Source organism: Lysobacter sp. KACC 24251, from assembly GCF_057747755.1.
In genome coordinates this window covers 483,847-500,709 of record NZ_CM173222.1, presented here as the reverse complement: position 1 = coordinate 500,709, position 16,863 = coordinate 483,847, and the positions used below count along the sequence as shown (strand labels likewise).

Sequence of the window (16,863 nt, the reverse complement as noted above, 5' to 3'; positions counted from 1 at the left end):
ACGAAGAAGCCTGTCCCTCGCGGGCCAGGCTTCTTTCGTTTTAGAGGAAGCGCTGGCAAGACGCCCCGCCCGTCAACATCCATGACCGTCCCGTGCTGGGCGCACAGGACGGCGTTCCATGCCGCGATCAGCCCACGTGCACACGCGCGTTGCGGAACATCCGCAGCCACGGCGAATCATCACCCCAGTCCTTGGGCGCCCAGCTCAGGTTGGCGCTGCGCGGGGTGCGTTCCGGGTGGGGCATCATGATCGTGACCCGTCCATCCGTGGTGGACAGGCCGGCGATGGCGTCGGTCGAACCGTTCGGGTTGAGCGGATACTGCGTCGCCACCGCGCCGTTGCCGTCGATGTAGCGCAGCGCCACGTTGGCGGCGGTTCGGTCTGTGGCGCCGTCGAACTCGGCGCGGCCCTCGCCGTGCGAGACCACGATCGGCAGGCGCGAGCCGGCCATGCCGCGCAGGAACAGCGACGGCGACTCCACCACCTCCACCAGCGACAGACGGCCTTCGAACTGCTCACTGCGATTGCGCAGGAACACCGGCCAATGCTCGGCACCTGGGATGATCGGCTTGAGCTGGCTCAGCATCTGGCAACCGTTGCACACGCCCAGCGCGAACGTGTCCGGGCGGGCGAAGAACGCGGCGAAGGCGTCCCGCAGCGCGCTGCGCTCGAGGATGCTGGTGGCCCAGCCACGACCCGCGCCCAGCACGTCGCCATAGCTGAATCCGCCGCACGCGGCGAAACCGATGAAGTCGGCCAACTGCACGCGACCGGCAATCAGGTCGCTCATGTGCACGTCGAACGCCTGGAAGCCGGCGCGGTCGAACGCCGAGCCCATTTCGATCTGGCTGTTGACGCCCTGCTCGCGCAGGATGGCGACCTTGGGCTTCACGCCCACATTCACGAAGGGAGCGGAAATGTCCTCCCGCGCATCGAAGCACAGCTTGGGCTTCAGCCCCGGGGCGTTGAAGTCGCGCGCGATGCCCCGCTCCTCGTCGGCGCACTCGGGGTTGTCGCGCAACTTCTGCAGGGCGTGGCTGGTGGCCCACCATGCGTCGAACAGCTCATCCCAGCGCCATTCGGCCAGCGCACCGCCATCCTGAAGGACGCGCACGACCGGTGCGCTGGTCGGCTTGGCAATGCGCTGCGCGCAGTCGATCAGTCCGTGGCGCGCGACCAGGTCGGCGAACGCGGCCCGGTCCTCGTTGGCGATCTGCACCACCGCGCCAAGTTCCTCGTTGAACAGGGTGCGGAACGGGTCCTCGCCCCAACCGTCGAGGCTGATGTCCAGGCCGCGACGCGAGCAGAACGCCATTTCGGCCAGCGCGGCGAAGGCGCCACCGTCGGAGCGGTCGTGGTAGGCCAGCAGCAGGCCGGACTCGCGTGCGTCGCGGATCAGTTCGAAGAAATCGCGCAGGCGCTGTGGGTCGTCCAGGTCCGGCACGCCCAGGTCACCGCGCTCCTCGCCCTGGCCGGCGAAGGCCGGCAGTTGGGTGTTGCGGTCGGCGGCATCGGGATGGCACTGCGCCAGCACCGAACCGCCCAGGCGCTGCTTGCCCGCACCGAGGCCGATCAGCCACAACTCGGACTCGTCCTCGCGCGAGAGCAGCGGGGTCAGCTGCTGGCGCACGTCGACCACCGGCGCGAACGCGCTGACGATCAGCGACACCGGCGACACCGACTTGTTGGCCACGCCATCGGCATGCCACTGCGCCTGCATCGACAACGAGTCCTTGCCCACCGGGATGCTGAGTTCCAGCTCCGGGCACAGCTCCATGCCCACGGCCTTCACCGCATCGAACAGCAGCGCATCCTCGCCCGGGTGCCCCGCGGCGGCCATCCAGTTGGCGGACAGCTTGATGCGGTTGAGCGATTCGACCGGCGCGGCGCACAGGTTGGTGATCGCCTCGCCCACGGCCATGCGCGCGGCGGCCGCGGCATCCAGCAGCGCCAGCGGAGTGCGCTCGCCGATGGCCATCGCCTCGCCGACGAAGCCTTCGAAACCGGTGAAGGTGATCGCGCAGTCGGCCACCGGCAACTGCCACGGGCCGACCATCTGGTCGCGCGCGGTCAGACCGCCGACGCTGCGGTCGCCGATGGTGACGAGGAAGCTCTTCGACGCGACGGTCGGGTGGGCGAGCACGCGCAGGGCGGCGTCGCGCAGGTCCAGGCCGGCCCACTGCAGCACCGGCCACGGCGCGGGCGCCGGGTGCGCGGTGTCGCGGTGCATCTTCGGCGGCTTGCCGAACAGCACGTCCATGGGGATGTCGATGGGCCAGTCGTGGCCGGGCTCGCGCGCGTTGGCGACGGTGGCGCCGTAGCCGACCACCAGATGCTCCTCGGCGGTGGCATGGCCGACCACCGCGAACGGACAGCGCTCGCGCTCGCAGATCGCGGTGAATTCGGCGATGCGGTCGACCGGCACGCCGAGCACGTAGCGCTCCTGCGATTCGTTGCACCACAGCTGCATCGGCGACAGCGACGGATCGTCCTTGGGCACCTTGCCCAGGTCGATGACGCCACCGAGGTCGGAGTCGTGCAGCAGCTCGGGGATGGCGTTGGAGAGGCCGCCCGCGCCCACGTCGTGCGCGGTGGCGATCGGGTTGTTGGCGCCCATCGCCACGCAGCGGTCGATGACCTCCTGGCAGCGGCGCTCCATCTCCGGGTTGTCGCGCTGCACGCTGGCGAAGTCCAGGTCCTCGGCGCTCTCGCCGGAGGCCACCGAACTGGCGGCGCCGCCGCCAAGGCCAATCAGCATCGCCGGGCCGCCGAGCACCACCACCGCATCGCCGGGCTGCAGGCCGAGCTTGGTCACCTGCACGCGGTCGATTGCGCCAAGGCCGCCGGCCAGCATGATCGGCTTGTCGTAGGCGCGCGCGTGGGTGCCTTCGTCCAGCTCGAAACTGCGGAAGTAACCGGTCAGGTTGGGGCGGCCGAACTCGTTGTTGAACGCCGCGCCACCGATCGGGCCGTCGAGCATGATCTCCAGCGCCGGCGCCATGCGCGGGTTCAGCGCGCGCTCGCGCTCCCACGGCTGCGGCAGGCCCGGGATGCGCAGGTGCGACACGCTGAAGCCGGTCAGGCCCGCCTTGGGCTTGCCGCCGCGGCCGGTGGCGCCCTCATCGCGGATCTCGCCGCCGTTGCCGGTGGATGCGCCCGGGAACGGCGCGATCGCGGTCGGGTGGTTGTGGGTCTCGACCTTGATGCAGAACGCCGAGTCAACCTCGGCTTCGCTGCGGTAGGCACCGGTCACCGGGTCCGGACGGAAGCGTCGGCTGGCATAGCCCCCCACCACCGCAGCGTTGTCGGCGTAGGCCGACAACGTGTGTTCGGGAGTGTGGGCGTGGGTGTTCTTGATCATCTTGAACAGCGAGGTGCTCTGTTCACGACCATCGAGGGTCCACGACGCATTGAAGATCTTGTGCCGGCAATGCTCGGAATTGGCCTGCGCGAACATCATCAGCTCGACGTCGGCCGGGTCGCGTCCCAGCGCGGCGTAGCGCTCGCGCAGGTACGCGATCTCGTCGTCGGCCAGGGCCAGTCCCAGGCGCACGTTGGCGGCTTCCAGCTGGTCCAGCGGAATGCGCTCCACGTCGCCGCGCGGGAGCACCGCGAACAGGCCTTCCCCGGCCTCACGGGTGTCCAGCACCGACTGGGTCATCGGATCGTGCAACACCTTGGCCAGCGCAGCCTGGGTAGCGGCATCGGCCGGCCAGCCAGCGAGGTCGTAGCGGACCCCGCGCTCAACGCGATGAACCGGCTGCCCGGCGCCGCGCAACAGTTCGGTGGCCTTGCTGGCCCAGGGGGACAACGTGCCCAGCCTCGGCGTGACATAGCGGGAAACCGCGCCCGCTTCGCGCGGGGCGGCGCCGGCGTTGGCCTGCAGGACGCGGTGGAGTGCGCCGGCATCCGGGGTCTGGCCCGGGTCGGCGTCGACCCAGTACACCCACCACGCGCCCAGCAGGCGCAGGTCGGCGTGGATGGCTTGGAGGCGGGCTTGCAGGCGTTCGCGGCGGAACGAAGACAGGGCGGGTGCGCCCTCGAGGACCATCATGTCCGGGGAACCGTGCTACGTCGGGCCCGCCATTGTAACCGAGGGGCCACGGCGGCGTTGGACGGGCGCCCCCTTCGCCGGGAGTGCTGGTCTTTGGCACCTCCAAACGCAAACCGCCGCCCGCAGGCGGCGATTCGGATCCGCATCCCGCCCAACCGGGGCCGGTTGCGGATTCGGTCGGGGCACGGAGCCCCGGGGTCAGGCGCCCGTGGCCGGCTTGGCCGGGTCAGCAGGCGCGGCCGGGGCGGCGGGCTTGGCGCCTTCCCCGGAAAGGCGGTCCAGCGTCGCGCGCAGTTGCGCCGGCGGCAGGTAACCGCCGACCTGGGTGCCGTCCTTGGTCAGGATCATCGGCGTACCGGTCAGGCCAGCGCGCTGGCCGACGTCGTACTGCATGGTTACCGTGTTCTTGCAGTCGACCATCTTCAGCGCCTTGTCGCTCTTGGCGTCGGTCAGGGCCTTCTTGCGGTCGGCCGCGCACCACACCGAGACCATCTTCTTGTGGTCCTCGCTGCCAATGCCCATGCGCGGGAAGGCCAGGTACTCAACCGCGATGCCCTGGCGGTTGTACTCGGCAATCTCACTGTGCATCTTGCGGCAATAGCCACATTCCACGTCGGTGAACACGGTGACCGTGTGCTTCGGGTTCGGCGGGGCGAACACGATGCGCTCGCTGGCCGGGATGGTCTTGAGCAGGTCCACGCGCATGCCGGAGAGGGCGACCTCGCTCAGGTTCTTCTTGGCGCCCACGTCGAACAGCGCGCCGCCGGAGCCGGGCAGGAACAGGTACTTGCCGTCATCGCTGATGTAGACCACCTGGCCGCCCACGATGGCTTCGCGGAACCCCGGAAGCGGCGCGGCCGCCACCTTCTCCACGGTGACCTGCGGGTTGAGCTGGCGGATGGCCTCCACGGCGCGCGCTTCCGGCGTGCCCGCGGTCGGCTTGGCAGCGGCCGGGGCCGTCTGGTTGGCGCTGCTGGCCTGGGCGCCAGGCGCCTGGGCGGACTGCGGGGTCTGCTGGGCGCAGGCGGAGAGGCTGATCGCGCCGAGCGCGGCGATGAGGGTGCGCTTCATGAAGGCTTGTCTTCCCTGGAGGTTCGAGAGTACGACCGCGGCAACGGGCTTTGGTTCCGGGGGATTGTGTCACGACCAACGGTAGACCGGCCTGCCGCGGGACCGGGGGTGGGCGAAACCGCGATGTGCGGCACTGTCCGCTCAGCCGCGGGGGTGATGGCGCGCATGCAGCTGCTTGAGCTGCTCGCGGGCGACCAGGGTGTAGATCTGGGTGGTCGACAGCGAGGCGTGGCCCAGCAGCATCTGCAGCGCGCGCAGGTCCGCGCCCCGGTTGAGCAGGTGCGTGGCGAAGCTGTGGCGCAGCCCATGCGGGCTGATGCGGCGCGGCTCGATGCCGGCCGCGGCGGCATGGCGCTTGACCAGGTGCCAGAACTGCTGGCGGGTGGGCGCCTCGCCGCTGGCCTCCAGGAACAGGGACGCCAGGGCGCGCTTGCCGGCCAGCTGCGGCCGCGCTTCGGCCAGGTATCGCTCGAGCCAGTGCTGCGCCTCTTCACCGAGCGGCACGAGTCGCTCCTTGCTGCCCTTGCCGGTGACCCGCAGCGCGCCCTGGCGCAGGTTGACCGCGGTCGAGGGCAGGTTGACGAGCTCGCTAACGCGCAGGCCGGCGGCGTACATCAGCTCCAGCATGGCGCGGTCACGCAGCCCCAGCGGGGTGGTCGTGTCGGGCGCCGCCAGCAACGCATCGATCTCGCTCTCGGCCAAGGCCTTGGGCAAAGAACGCGGCAGGCGCGGCGGCTCCAGCAGCGCGGTCGGATCGTCGCTGCGCTCGCCGCGGCGCACCAGCCACGCATACAGCGCGCGCAGCGCAGACAGCAGGCGCGCATTGCTTCGCGGCGAGTAGCCCCCGCGGGTGCGCCACGCGAGGTAATCGAACAACACCGCGCGGCCGGCCCCGGCCAGGCCGCCTGCCCGCCCCTCGCGCCAACGCGCCAGTCCTTCGAGGTCGCGCCGATAGCTGTCCAGGGTCTGCCGCGACAGTCCGTTCTCGGCCCACAGGGCTTCGAGGAAACGGCCGACCAGCAGTTGGTCCGCGTCAGGCACGGGCGGCAACGCCATGACCCGCTGGCGGCGTTCGGCAGGAGTGCGCGACGTCATGCCGGCAGCTTAGCGACTATCCTTTCGCGATGACATCGCACCCCGACACCCCGCGCGCGCTGATTGGCTGGCGCCTGCTGGCCTTGCTGTACGACTTCTTTCCCGCGCTCGCACTGTGGATGGTCGCCGGGGCGATCTTCACCGTGGGTTACCAGCTCGCCGGGCATGGCGCGCGCGAGTACATCGCGCCCTTCAGCGCATTGCAGTGGCTGTTATGGCTGGTGTGCTGGCTGTTGACGGGCACCTATGCGATCGCCAGTTGGCGCCGCGGCGGCCAGACGCTGGGCATGCGTCCGTGGCGGCTGCGCGTGGCCGGCATCGATGGGGCGCCTGCCACCCTGTCCGCGCTGCGCATCCGCTACGCGGTGGGAACACTGTCGGTGCTGGCTGCGGGGCTCGGTTTCTGGTGGGCGTGGCTGGACCGCGACGGGCTTACCTGGCACGACCGCGCCAGCGGCACGCGCCTGGTTCGCCTGCCGAAAGCCTGAATCAGCCCGAGCGCCGGCGGAACAGCACGACCGACACGGCCACCATGATCACCGTGGGCAGCAGGTAGGCAACGCGGAAGTCGAACCTGTAAACCTGCGCCAGCCGCACGAACTGGGTCTGCAGCAGCCAGAAACCGAGCGCGAACACGATACCGACGAACAGCCGCTTGCCCAGCCCGCCGCTGCGCAGGCTGCCGAAGGCGAACGGAATTGCAGCCAGGCACAGCGCCAGCGCATTGAGCGCATAGAACCAGCGGCCCCAGTAGATTTCCTGGAAGTCGCCGGCGTCCAGTCCGTTGCGCAGCCGGTACTCGATCGCCCCCTTCAACTCGGGCGCGGCCATGTAGCGCGGCTTGGACATACCGGCGGTCAGCGCGGTGGTGTCCAGGCGTGACTCCCATCGCTCCTCGGCCACCTGCTTGCGGGCGACCGAGCGCTCGCCGAAGGTGGTTCGGGTCACGTCGCGCAGCAACCAGCCGCCGGGTCGGTGCTCGGCTACCTTGGCCACCGCCATCGATTTGAGTCGGCCATCGGGCTCGAACTCATACAGGCTGACGTCGCGCAGCTCCAGCCAGCGGTCGCTGCCGTTGTCGCGTTCGTCGCCGCCACCGGCGTTGAGGATGACCTCTCCCTCTCGTGCCCACAAGCCCGAATAACGGGCCACGATCATGTCGTTGGACTTCGCCGAGGCCTTGAGCGCATCGGCCTGGCGCTGGCCCCAGGGCGCCAGCGTCTCGCCGTTGACCACCATGGCCAGGGTCAGCAGCGCCAACGCACCAGCCACGGTCAGGCTCAGGCGACGGCGCGACAGGCCGACGGCGCGCAGCGCGGTCAGCTCAGAGGTGGCAGCCAGTTGTCCCAGCGCCATCAGCGCGCCGATCACCGCCGCGGTCGGGAACAACGTGTACGCACGGCGCGGCACGGTGTAGGCCATGTAGGCCACGGCCTTGGAGAAATCGTAACTGCCCTTGCCGATGTCGCTGACTTCACTGACCAGCGACAGCATCACGTCCAGACCCAGCAGCACCGCCCAGGTGAGCAGCACCGTGCCAAGCACGGCGCGGCCGAGATACAGGTCATGGACCTTGGGAAACGCCCTGGCGAACCCAGCCATCAGCGACGCCCCCACAAGCCGCGCGGATGGCCATCACGCGCATACATCCAGATACCCAGCGCCAGCAGCGGCAACACCAGCCACCACATGCCGGCCGCGGGCGGCAGCTTGCCGTCCTCGAGCCAGCCACGGGCCATCAGCATCAGGCTGGTGGCCACCACGAATCCGAGGAAGCCCATCAGGAGGTGGCCGTAACGGGCCTGCCGCGGCGAGGTGCGCGACAGCGGCACGGCCAGTAGTGCGAACGCCAGCGCCAGAAGCGGCGGCGCCAGGCGGGCGTGGACCTGCGCATTGGCCTCGCGGCGGTCGTCACGCAGCAGGGCGAACGTCGACATCACTTCGGGGTCCCTGGGGTCGAACTTGCCTTCACCCGGTGGCAGGCGCACGTCGTTGCTGGCGTAGCGCAGCAGGCGGTAGCCCAGTCCATCGTTGCGCGGGCCTTCGACCTGGAAACCCTTTTCCAGGGTGATGAACCGCTCCCCATCGGGGTGCACGGTCAGGCGGCCGGTGTTGGAAGTGGTGATGTCCATCCGCTCATCGTTCTGGCGGTGGATGAAGACGCGCTGGAACCGGGTGCCATCGCCGGACATGCTGCCCACGTAGACCACCCCCCCGCCGGGCAGCTCGGTGAACCGGCCCGGCTCCAGGCCCGCCACCAGCAGGTTGCGGTTGGCGTCGCTGATCATCTGCTTGGAGATGCGCTCGGCCATGGGCCCCAGCCACAGCGAACTCACTGCAATGATCGCCACGACCGGCAGCACCAGCATCATCACCGGCCGCAGCAGCCGGCGCGGGCCGACGCCCGCCGCGGTGATGACCGGCATTTCCGAGTCACGATACAGCCGCCCCACCCCGAGCATCAGCCCCAGCAGCAGGGCCAGCGGCAGGATGATGGGCAGGTAGTTGAGGAACTGCAGCCCGATCTGCGCCAGCAGCAGCGCCGCCGGCACCCGGCCGCTGGTAATGTCGCGCAGCACGTCCGCGAGCACCGCGCCCATGCTGACGATGAGCAGCACGACCAGCACCGCGAAGGTGGACTGGGCCAGTTCACTGAACAGGTAGCGGTCGAGCTTGGGCATCGGGCCTCGGTGGGTTGGCGGCGCCCCGGTCCTTTTTCGGGAATCCGGCACGGTGCTTTAGACTTAGGGATTCGTCCGGCGATGCCGGGCCCGGAAGGGCCCGGCCCGCTGCGCATTCTGGCCTGAAATGACCGTCGGCGCCGCCGGATTGTACGGAATGACGCCTGAAACGGCCGCATGGCCTCTGCATCCCTTGGAAATTGCCGCATGACCCTCGAATTCGACCTGAACCACGACGCTCCCGCCTCCACCACCACCGACTGCGTCGTGGTCGGCGCTTTCGCGGACAACACGCTGACGCCCGCGGGGCAGGCACTGGACACGGCCAGCGGCGGTCGCATCCGCTCACTGCTGGAACGAGGCGACGCCAGCGGCAAGACCGGCAAGACCGCCCTGCTGCACGACCTGCCCGGCGTGACCGCCCCGCGCGTGCTGGTGATCGGGCTGGGCGAGGCCCCCAAGTTCGGGGTGCCGCAGTACCTCAAGGCGGTCGGTGACGCCGCGCGCACGCTGAAGAGCGGCCCGGTCGCCCACGCCGTTTTCACCCTGGCCGAAGTGCCGGTGGCCGGCCGCGACGCGGCCTGGAACATCCGCCAGGCCGTGATCGCCGCCGACCACGCCTGCTACCGCTACACCGCCACCCTGGGCGAGAAGGCCAGGAAGAAGGCGGACCCGGGCCTGCGCACCCTGGCCGTCACCGGGGCCGACGAAACCGCGCTGGCCCAGGGCAAGGCGATCGCCAACGGGGTGAAGTTCGCCCGCGAGCTGGGCAACCTGCCGCCGAACATCTGCAACCCGGGCTACCTGGCCGAGCAGGCGCAGACCTTCGCCGGCAAGTTCCCGACCACCTCGTGCGAGGTGCTGGACGTGGCGCAGATGGAAGCGCTGGGGATGGGCTCGCTGCTGGCCGTGGGCCGCGGCTCGGCCAATCCGCCCAAGCTGATCGCGCTGCAATACCGCAACGGCGGCGACGCCAAGCCCTACGTGCTGGTCGGCAAGGGCATCACCTTCGACACCGGCGGCATCAACCTCAAGACCCAGGGCGGGATCGAGGAGATGAAATACGACATGTGCGGCGCCGCCACGGTGATGGGCACGTTCGTCGCCGCCGTGGGCATGAAGCTGCCGATCAACCTGGTGGTGGTCGTGCCGGCGGTGGAGAACATGCCCGACGCCGACGCCTACCGTCCCTCGGACGTGCTGACCAGCATGTCCGGCAAGACCATCGAGGTCGGCAACACCGACGCCGAGGGCCGCCTGATCCTGTGCGACGCGCTGACCTGGTCGCAGAAGTTCGAGCCGGCCGCGCTGGTCGACGTCGCCACCCTGACCGGTGCGTGCATGGTCGCGCTGGGCAAGTACGCCTCGGGCCTGATGAGCAAGCACGACGACCTGGCGGGCGAGCTGCTGGCCGCCGGCGAGAACGTGTTCGACCGCGCGTGGCGCCTGCCGCTGTGGGACGAATACCAAGGCATGCTGGATTCCTCCTTCGCCGACATCTACAACATCGGCGGCCGCTGGGCCGGCGCCATCACCGCGGGCTGCTTCCTGTCGCGCTTCACCGAAGGCCAGCGCTGGGCGCACCTGGACATCGCCGGCTCGGCCAGCGACGAAGGCAAGAAGGGCATGGCCACCGGCCGCCCGGTCGGCCTGCTGAGCCAGTGGCTGATCGATCGCGCCGCCGCACCGGCCGCCTGATCGACCCGACCCCAGCCCACCGACCCGCGCCCGCATGGCCAGCGCCGAGTTTTACCTGATCCAGAAGCCGCGCTTCCGCGAGGAACCGCTGCTGCTGGTGTGCAAGCTGGCGCAGAAGGCGCATGACGCCGGGCTGTGGACGCTGGTGCTGACCCGCGATGCCGCCCAGGCCGAGCAGTTGGACGACCTGCTGTGGTCGTTCGACGAGGACGCGTTCGTCCCGCACCAGATCGCCGGCCTGGCCGACGAGGGAGACGAGGAGGACGGCGACCACCTGGCGCCGGTGCTGATCGCCCCGCCGTCGGTGGACACCCCGGTGCGCCCGCTGGTGATCAACCTGCGCGACAACCCGGTCGAAGGCAGCTTCGACCGGGTGCTGGAAGTGGTCCCGGCCGACGAGTCCGCACGTGGGCCGTTGCGTGAGCGTTGGCGCCAATACCAGGCGCGTGGCCTGGAGTTGAAGAAGTACGACATGTAGTCCCCCGCGACGCACGCCGTCGCAGGCGCCACCCCACCCCTTACCGCGACCGCCCCATGACCTCGCTCTCCTCCAGCTACGATCCGACCCAATTCGAATCCCGCCTGTACCAGCAGTGGGAGAGCAGCGGCGCGTTCAAGCCCAGTGGCAAGGGCGACCCCTACACCATCCTGCTGCCGCCGCCGAACGTGACCGGCACCCTGCACATGGGCCACGCGTTCCAGCACACGCTGCAGGACGCGCTGGTGCGCTACCACCGCATGCGCGGCTACGACACGTTGTGGCAGATGGGCACCGACCACGCCGGCATCGCCACCGAGATGGTGGTGTCGCGCAACCTCGCGATCGAGGGCAAGGACGAGACCCGCGACTCGCTGGGCCGCGAGGGTTTCATCGCCAAGGTGTGGGAGTGGAAGCAGCAGTCCGGCGACACCATCGAGCGGCAGATGCGCCGCCTGGGCACCTCGGGTGACTGGTCGCGCCGCGTCTTCACCATGGACCCGATGGCCGCCGACGCGGTCGCCGAAGCCTTCGTGAAGCTGCACGAGGACGGCCTGATCTACCGGGGCCAGCGCCTGGTCAACTGGGACCCGGTGTTGAAGACCGCGATCTCCGACCTGGAAGTGGTCAACGAGGAAGAAGACGGCCACCTGTGGTCGATCGAGTACCCGCTCACCGACGGCAGCGGCACGCTGGTGGTCGCCACTACGCGTCCGGAGACCATGCTCGGCGACGCTGCGGTCATGGTGCACCCGGAAGACGAGCGCTACGCGCACCTGATCGGCCGCTCGGTCACGCTGCCGCTGACCGGCCGCGAGATCCCGGTCATCGCGGATGACTACGTCGACCGCGAGTTCGGCACCGGCGTGGTCAAGGTGACCCCGGCGCACGATTTCAACGACTACCAGGTGTGGAACCGCCACGTCGGCACCGGCGTGTTCGATGCGCTGCCCAACCGCGGTCTGATCAACATCTTCACCCCGGATGCGAAGGTGGTCGGGCGCGCGCACGGTGATGCGGCCGCGGTCGAGGCCGGCCCGGCGGGCGAAACCGCGGAGCGCAGCCGCGACGCCGCCGTCCCCGACGCCAATGCGCTGCTCAACGTCCCGTCCGCCTACCACGGCCTGGACCGCTACGATGCGCGCAAGGCCGTGCTGGCCGACCTGGAAGCCGCCGGCCGCCTGATCGAGACCAAGCCGCACAAGCTGCAGGTGCCGCGCGGCGACCGCACCGGCCAGGTGATCGAGCCCTACCTGACCGACCAGTGGTTCGTGAAGATGGACCAGCTCGGTGCGCGCGGGCTTGAGCTCGCGGAGACCGGGAAGGTTAGGTTCGTGCCGGGCAACTGGATCAATACCTACCGCCACTGGATGGAGAACATCCAGGACTGGTGCATCAGCCGCCAGCTGTGGTGGGGCCACCGCATCCCGGCGTGGTACGACGCGCAGGGCAAGGCCTACGTCGGCCGCAGCGAGACCGAAGTGCGCACGCTCAACCGCCTCGGGCCGGACGTCGCGCTGACCCAGGACAACGACGTGCTGGAGACGTGGTTCTCCTCCGCGCTGTGGCCGTTCAGCACCATGGGCTGGCCCGATCCGGATGCCATGGCCAAGCGCGGCTACGAGCGTTACGTGCCCTCGTCCGTGCTGGTCACCGGCTTCGACATCATCTTCTTCTGGGTCGCCCGGATGATCATGATGACCGACCACTTCACGGGCGAGGTGCCGTTCCACGACGTCTACGTGACCGGCCTGGTGCGCGACAAGGACGGACAGAAGATGTCCAAGTCCAAGGGCAACATCCTCGACCCGCTGGACATCATCGACGGCATCACCCTGGACGCTCTGGTCGCCAAGCGCACCACCGGCCTGATGCAACCGAAGATGGCCGAGAAGATCGAGAAGGCCACGCGCAAGGAATTCCCCGAGGGCATCCCGGCGTTCGGCGCGGACGCGCTGCGCTTCACCATGGCCGCGCTGGCCGGCCACGGCCGCGACATCAAGTTCGACCTCAACCGCGCCGAGGGCTACAAGAACTTCTGCAACAAGCTGTGGAACGCCACGCGCTTCGTGCTGATGAATACCGAAGGCTTCGCCGCGCGCGAAGCGTTGGCGGCCGGACAGGCGCCCGCGGTGCCGCAGCCGGTGACCGATGCCGAGCGCTGGATCCTGGCACAGCTGGATCGCACCGCTGCCGAAGCCGCACAGCACTTCGCCGACTATCGCTTCGACCTGCTGTCGCAGGCGCTGTACGAGTTCGCGTGGAACCAGTTCTGCGACTGGTTCGTCGAACTGGCCAAACCCGCCCTCAACAGCGAGGACACCGCCGCGGCCGAGAGCACCCGCCACACCCTGCTGTACGTGCTCGAGCGGCTGCTGTGCCTGCTGCACCCGCTGGTGCCATTCGTGACCGAGGAACTCTGGCAGGCCGTGGGACCGAAATTGGGTCTCACCGGCACAATCATGCGCCAGCCCTACCCCCAGGCAGGCACGGCGTCGGGCGAATTTGCCGCTGCGGAAGTCGACGTCGAATGGCTGAAGGCGATGGTCTCGGCCCTGCGCAAGGTGCGCAGCGAGCTCAACGTGGCGCCGGGCAAGACCGTGGCACTGCTGCTGGCCGATGGCGTGGACGCTGACCGCGCGCGCGTGACGCGCTTCGATTCGCAGTTGCGCTTCCTGACCCGCCTGGACCGCATCGAATGGCTGGCGTCCGTCGACCACGCGCCCGCTGCCGCAGCCGCCGTGGTGGGCGAGCTGAAGCTGCTGGTGCCGTTGGAAGGCCTGGTCGATCTCGGCGCCGAGCGCACCCGGCTGGACAAGGAACTCAAGCGCGTGGAAGGCGAGATCGCCAAGTGCCAGAACAAGCTGGCCAGCGAGACCTTTGTGGCCAATGCCCCGGCGGCGGTGGTCGAGCAGGAGCGCAAGCGCCTGCTCGACTGGAACTTGCAGCGCGAGGCACTGGCCGCGCAGCGCGCGAAGCTGGGCTGACGGTTGCGGCGGCGGGCTTCGTGAAGCCCGCCGCGCGAGCTCAGAAGCTCTTGTTCTCGGTGGTGATGGCCTCGCGCTCGGCACCGCGGGAGCGCTCAGCAAAGGCCTCCACGTCAATTTCCGCGAGCGAACACGCTGACCCGTCGGCCGGCACCCGGATCACGAGGCCTTCCAACCCGATATAGCCCGGCCGCGGATCCAGCCGCTTGGAACGGGTAACGTAGGCTGCCTCGTGATTGCGCAGCACGACGGCATTGCCACCCCGGTCGGCGGCGGCCTGGGCCAGCTTGCCGAAAGCCTGCTGATAGCTCACGCCTCGGGCGGCGCGCGTGTCCCTGGAGCCCAGCGACACCGCCACCCGCCCCATCTTCGCCTCGACACATCCCGGGACCGCTTCCAACACTGGCACGGAGCTGGCCTCCGCGGCCTCGCCCGCGTGCACGGACGTCATGACGATCATCAATCCCACAAGAGCTGCACTGCGAATCAACATCACCCTTCCTCCCTGAAAATCTCCATGGCCATGACGATGGCGTCCTCACGCCCGTCCTTGGCCGGATAGTAGCGGGGACGCCGCCCGATCTCGTTGAATCCCTCGTCGTGGTACAGCGCGATGGCGCCCGTGTTGGACGGACGGACCTCCAGGAACACGCGTTCCGCGGCGCGCCCGCGCGCTACATGCAGGATTGCCCGCACCAACTTGCGACCCAGTCCGCGCCCTTGGAGCTCGGGCGCAACACACACATTGAGGATATGCGCCTCGCCCGCGGCGACGCTCATCAGCACGTAACCGATGACCGCACCCTCCTCCTCCAGCACCCACGCCGCGTAGTCCGAACGCAGGCAATCGCGGAAGATGCCCAAGGTCCACGGGAATTCGTACGCGCGCTCCTCCAGGGCGTGGACTGCCACGAGGTCGTCCTCGCGCATCGGGCGCAGGGCCACGGGCGCCGGCACGGTGTCATTGGCGCGGGCACTCACGGACGGAACCTCGGCTGCAGCGGACGCAACTGGCGCCACAACGCACGCTTGGCCTGGGCGTCGCCACGCAACGCTTGGGCGTCCACCCCCAGCCGTTGCAGCACTGCGCGCGCTTCCGAGCGGGTGCGTTGGCCGGTGGCGCGCAGCAACGCGCGCTCCAATGCGTCATCCGGCGCGCGCGTGGGGGTCGGGCGCGGTGGTGCGGGCGGATTGATCCCTGCATCCGGCGTATCCGCCGCCGGGCGCCCGGGCGATGCACGGCGCTCCCTTACGTCAGCCGCGGGGAGGCGACCGGCCGCCATCCCGCCCGACCCGTCGGCCCCACGCATCGGCTGGCCCCCATACCCGGTTGCCGAGGGCACTGGCGCGGCAACCCGAGACTCCCCCACCGGCTCGGCGGCAAGCGGACCCGCCGAGGCGTCGTCGCCAGCCAGCACAAGCACGCGGTGCCCCAGGGCCTTCAACCAGGCCTGCTGCTCGGGCGACCACGGGACACTCATGGCACGGCCTCGCCGGGCCGGCGGCGCGCACGACGCCACACCGCGTAAACCGGGCCGAACAGCGCATATAGCGCGCAGATGGCCAGCAGGACGACGGGCGGATCGATGGCGATGGCCACCAGCACCGCGACCACCAGCACCGGCACCAGGAACGGCACGCGGTCATGTCGCGGACCGGCGCCCTTGAAGCTGTAGTAACGCATCCGGCTGACCATCAGCAGCGCCGCCACTACGGTCAGCGCCAGGGCCGCGTAGCGCAGTTCCGGTCCGCTGAAGCCAAAGGCATCGAACGTCCACACAAAACTCACCACCAGTCCGGCCGCGGCGGGACTGGCGAGGCCGATGAACCAGCGCTTGTCGACCTGCCCCACCTGCGAGTTGAACCGCGCCAGCCGTAGCGCGGCACAGGCCGCATAGAGGAACGCCGCGATCCAACCGATCTTGCCCGGCGTCACCCCGTCCAGCTTCATCGAGGCCAGCGCCCAGTGGTACATGACCATCGACGGCGCCAGGCCAAAGCTGATCAGGTCCGCCAACGAGTCGTACTGCACCCCGAATTCGCTCTGGGTATTGGTGAGTCGCGCCACGCGGCCATCCACCCCGTCCAGCACCGCGGCTATGAACACGGCGATGCACGCATCGGCAAAATGCCCCTGCGTGGCGGCGATGATGGCGTAGAACCCCGCGAACATGCCGCCAGTGGTGAACAGGTTGGGCAGCAGGTAAATGCCCCGGTGGCGGGGAGTTGGCATGTGCGGTCGATCCATGTCTGGCAGTTTAGCGCTTGCCTGCCCTCCGGCAGGGTGTTGCAATCGGGGCGTCCGCCTTATCGTGCCGGAGCCCCGCATGCCCCGCCCTGCCGCCCGAGTCCCCGCCCTGGCCCTCGGCCTTGCGGCTGCCCTGTTGCTGGCAACCGCACTCCCCGCCGGCGCCAGCAAGGTCTACCAGTGGAAGGACGCCCGCGGCGTGACCCACTACGCCGACTCCCCGCCGCCTGGGCAGAAGGTGAAGGATCGCAGCATCGACCAGCGTGCGCCGACCGCCCCTACCAAGCCCGTGGTCAATGCGGACTGCAGCAATGCCCGTAGCAACCTCGCCATCCTCAAGGGCAGTACGCCGGTGGGTCTGGACGCCGACCGCGACGGCAAGCACGAACGGGAGCTGACCCCCGCCGAACGCACCGAGCGCACCGCCAAGGCCGAGGCGGCCGTGAAGACCTACTGCGAAGGCGGTCCCGTCATACCTCTCCGCTGACGGCAGCACGTCCACACCCACATCGGACTGATGCCGGCAGCGGCCGCATCGGCCCCCAGCGCCT

At 69.4% G+C, this 16,863-nt stretch carries 14 protein-coding genes; 5 read left to right on the top strand and 9 right to left on the bottom strand.

The genetic code is table 11. The annotated features are described in order from the left end of the window. Window positions 1–127: 127 nt before the first annotated feature. From purL to xerD, 3 genes are all read right to left on the bottom strand, one after another. Entirely contained in the window at window positions 128–4,054 is a 3,927-nt protein-coding gene (gene purL, locus AC3ARF_RS02310; RefSeq protein WP_498929919.1) for a phosphoribosylformylglycinamidine synthase, read from the bottom strand. 198 nt (window positions 4,055–4,252) lie between these two features. After that, window positions 4,253–5,125, bottom strand: a complete 873-nt coding sequence (locus AC3ARF_RS02305) for a thioredoxin fold domain-containing protein (RefSeq protein ID WP_498929917.1) — start codon at window positions 5,123–5,125, stop codon at window positions 4,253–4,255. Between the two features lie 141 nt (window positions 5,126–5,266). Further along, the gene (xerD, locus tag AC3ARF_RS02300; protein WP_498929916.1) at window positions 5,267–6,220 is read right to left on the bottom strand and encodes a site-specific tyrosine recombinase XerD; all 954 of its coding nucleotides are present in this window, start codon (window positions 6,218–6,220) and stop codon (window positions 5,267–5,269) included. 29 nt (window positions 6,221–6,249) lie between these two features. On the opposite strand from xerD, the gene AC3ARF_RS02295 reads away from it, so the two are divergent. Then, the gene (locus AC3ARF_RS02295; protein ID WP_498929914.1) at window positions 6,250–6,708 is read left to right on the top strand and encodes an RDD family protein; all 459 of its coding nucleotides are present in this window, start codon (window positions 6,250–6,252) and stop codon (window positions 6,706–6,708) included. Window position 6,709: 1 nt separating this feature from the next. On the opposite strand, the gene lptG is transcribed toward AC3ARF_RS02295, so the two are convergent. After that, window positions 6,710–7,822, bottom strand: coding sequence for an LPS export ABC transporter permease LptG (gene lptG / locus AC3ARF_RS02290; protein WP_498929912.1), 1,113 nt, complete (start codon window positions 7,820–7,822; stop codon window positions 6,710–6,712). Continuing rightward, window positions 7,822–8,901, bottom strand: a complete 1,080-nt coding sequence (lptF, locus tag AC3ARF_RS02285) for an LPS export ABC transporter permease LptF (protein WP_498929910.1) — start codon at window positions 8,899–8,901, stop codon at window positions 7,822–7,824. Before lptF ends, lptG begins: the two co-directional genes overlap by 1 nt. Window positions 8,902–9,108: 207 nt before the next feature. Here lptF and AC3ARF_RS02280 point away from each other — a divergent pair, with 207 nt between their 5' ends. From AC3ARF_RS02280 to AC3ARF_RS02270, 3 genes are read left to right on the top strand one after another with little or no spacing between them, the layout of a single operon-like run. Further along, complete coding sequence (locus tag AC3ARF_RS02280) at window positions 9,109–10,599, top strand: leucyl aminopeptidase (RefSeq protein WP_498929908.1); 1,491 nt, start codon at window positions 9,109–9,111, stop codon at window positions 10,597–10,599. A 34-nt stretch (window positions 10,600–10,633) separates the two neighbouring features. Continuing rightward, window positions 10,634–11,077, top strand: coding sequence for a DNA polymerase III subunit chi (locus tag AC3ARF_RS02275; protein ID WP_498929906.1), 444 nt, complete (start codon window positions 10,634–10,636; stop codon window positions 11,075–11,077). A 56-nt stretch (window positions 11,078–11,133) separates the two neighbouring features. Beyond that, window positions 11,134–14,064 carry a valine--tRNA ligase gene (locus AC3ARF_RS02270; protein ID WP_498929904.1) on the top strand — a complete coding sequence of 977 codons (2,931 nt, stop codon included), beginning with the start codon at window positions 11,134–11,136 and terminating at the stop codon, window positions 14,062–14,064. A gap of 40 nt (window positions 14,065–14,104) precedes the next feature. Here the strand turns inward: AC3ARF_RS02270 and AC3ARF_RS02265 are convergent, their stop codons facing one another. The 4 genes from AC3ARF_RS02265 to pssA are packed head-to-tail and all read right to left on the bottom strand — an operon-like array spanning window position 14,105 to window position 16,312. Next, window positions 14,105–14,557, bottom strand: coding sequence for a hypothetical protein (locus AC3ARF_RS02265; RefSeq protein WP_498929902.1), 453 nt, complete (start codon window positions 14,555–14,557; stop codon window positions 14,105–14,107). Then, complete coding sequence (rimI, locus tag AC3ARF_RS02260) at window positions 14,557–14,994, bottom strand: ribosomal protein S18-alanine N-acetyltransferase (protein ID WP_498931959.1); 438 nt, start codon at window positions 14,992–14,994, stop codon at window positions 14,557–14,559. The genes AC3ARF_RS02265 and rimI overlap by 1 nt, the downstream gene beginning before the upstream one ends. A gap of 47 nt (window positions 14,995–15,041) precedes the next feature. Then, window positions 15,042–15,545, bottom strand: a complete 504-nt coding sequence (locus AC3ARF_RS02255) for a hypothetical protein (protein ID WP_498929900.1) — start codon at window positions 15,543–15,545, stop codon at window positions 15,042–15,044. Continuing rightward, complete coding sequence (gene pssA, locus AC3ARF_RS02250; protein ID WP_498929898.1) at window positions 15,542–16,312, bottom strand: CDP-diacylglycerol--serine O-phosphatidyltransferase; 771 nt, start codon at window positions 16,310–16,312, stop codon at window positions 15,542–15,544. The genes AC3ARF_RS02255 and pssA overlap by 4 nt, the downstream gene beginning before the upstream one ends. A 79-nt stretch (window positions 16,313–16,391) precedes the next feature. On the opposite strand from pssA, the gene AC3ARF_RS02245 reads away from it, so the two are divergent. Beyond that, on the top strand, window positions 16,392–16,799 hold the full coding sequence (locus AC3ARF_RS02245; RefSeq protein WP_498929896.1) for a DUF4124 domain-containing protein: 408 nt from the start codon (window positions 16,392–16,394) through the stop codon (window positions 16,797–16,799). Window positions 16,800–16,863: the final 64 nt, after the last annotated feature.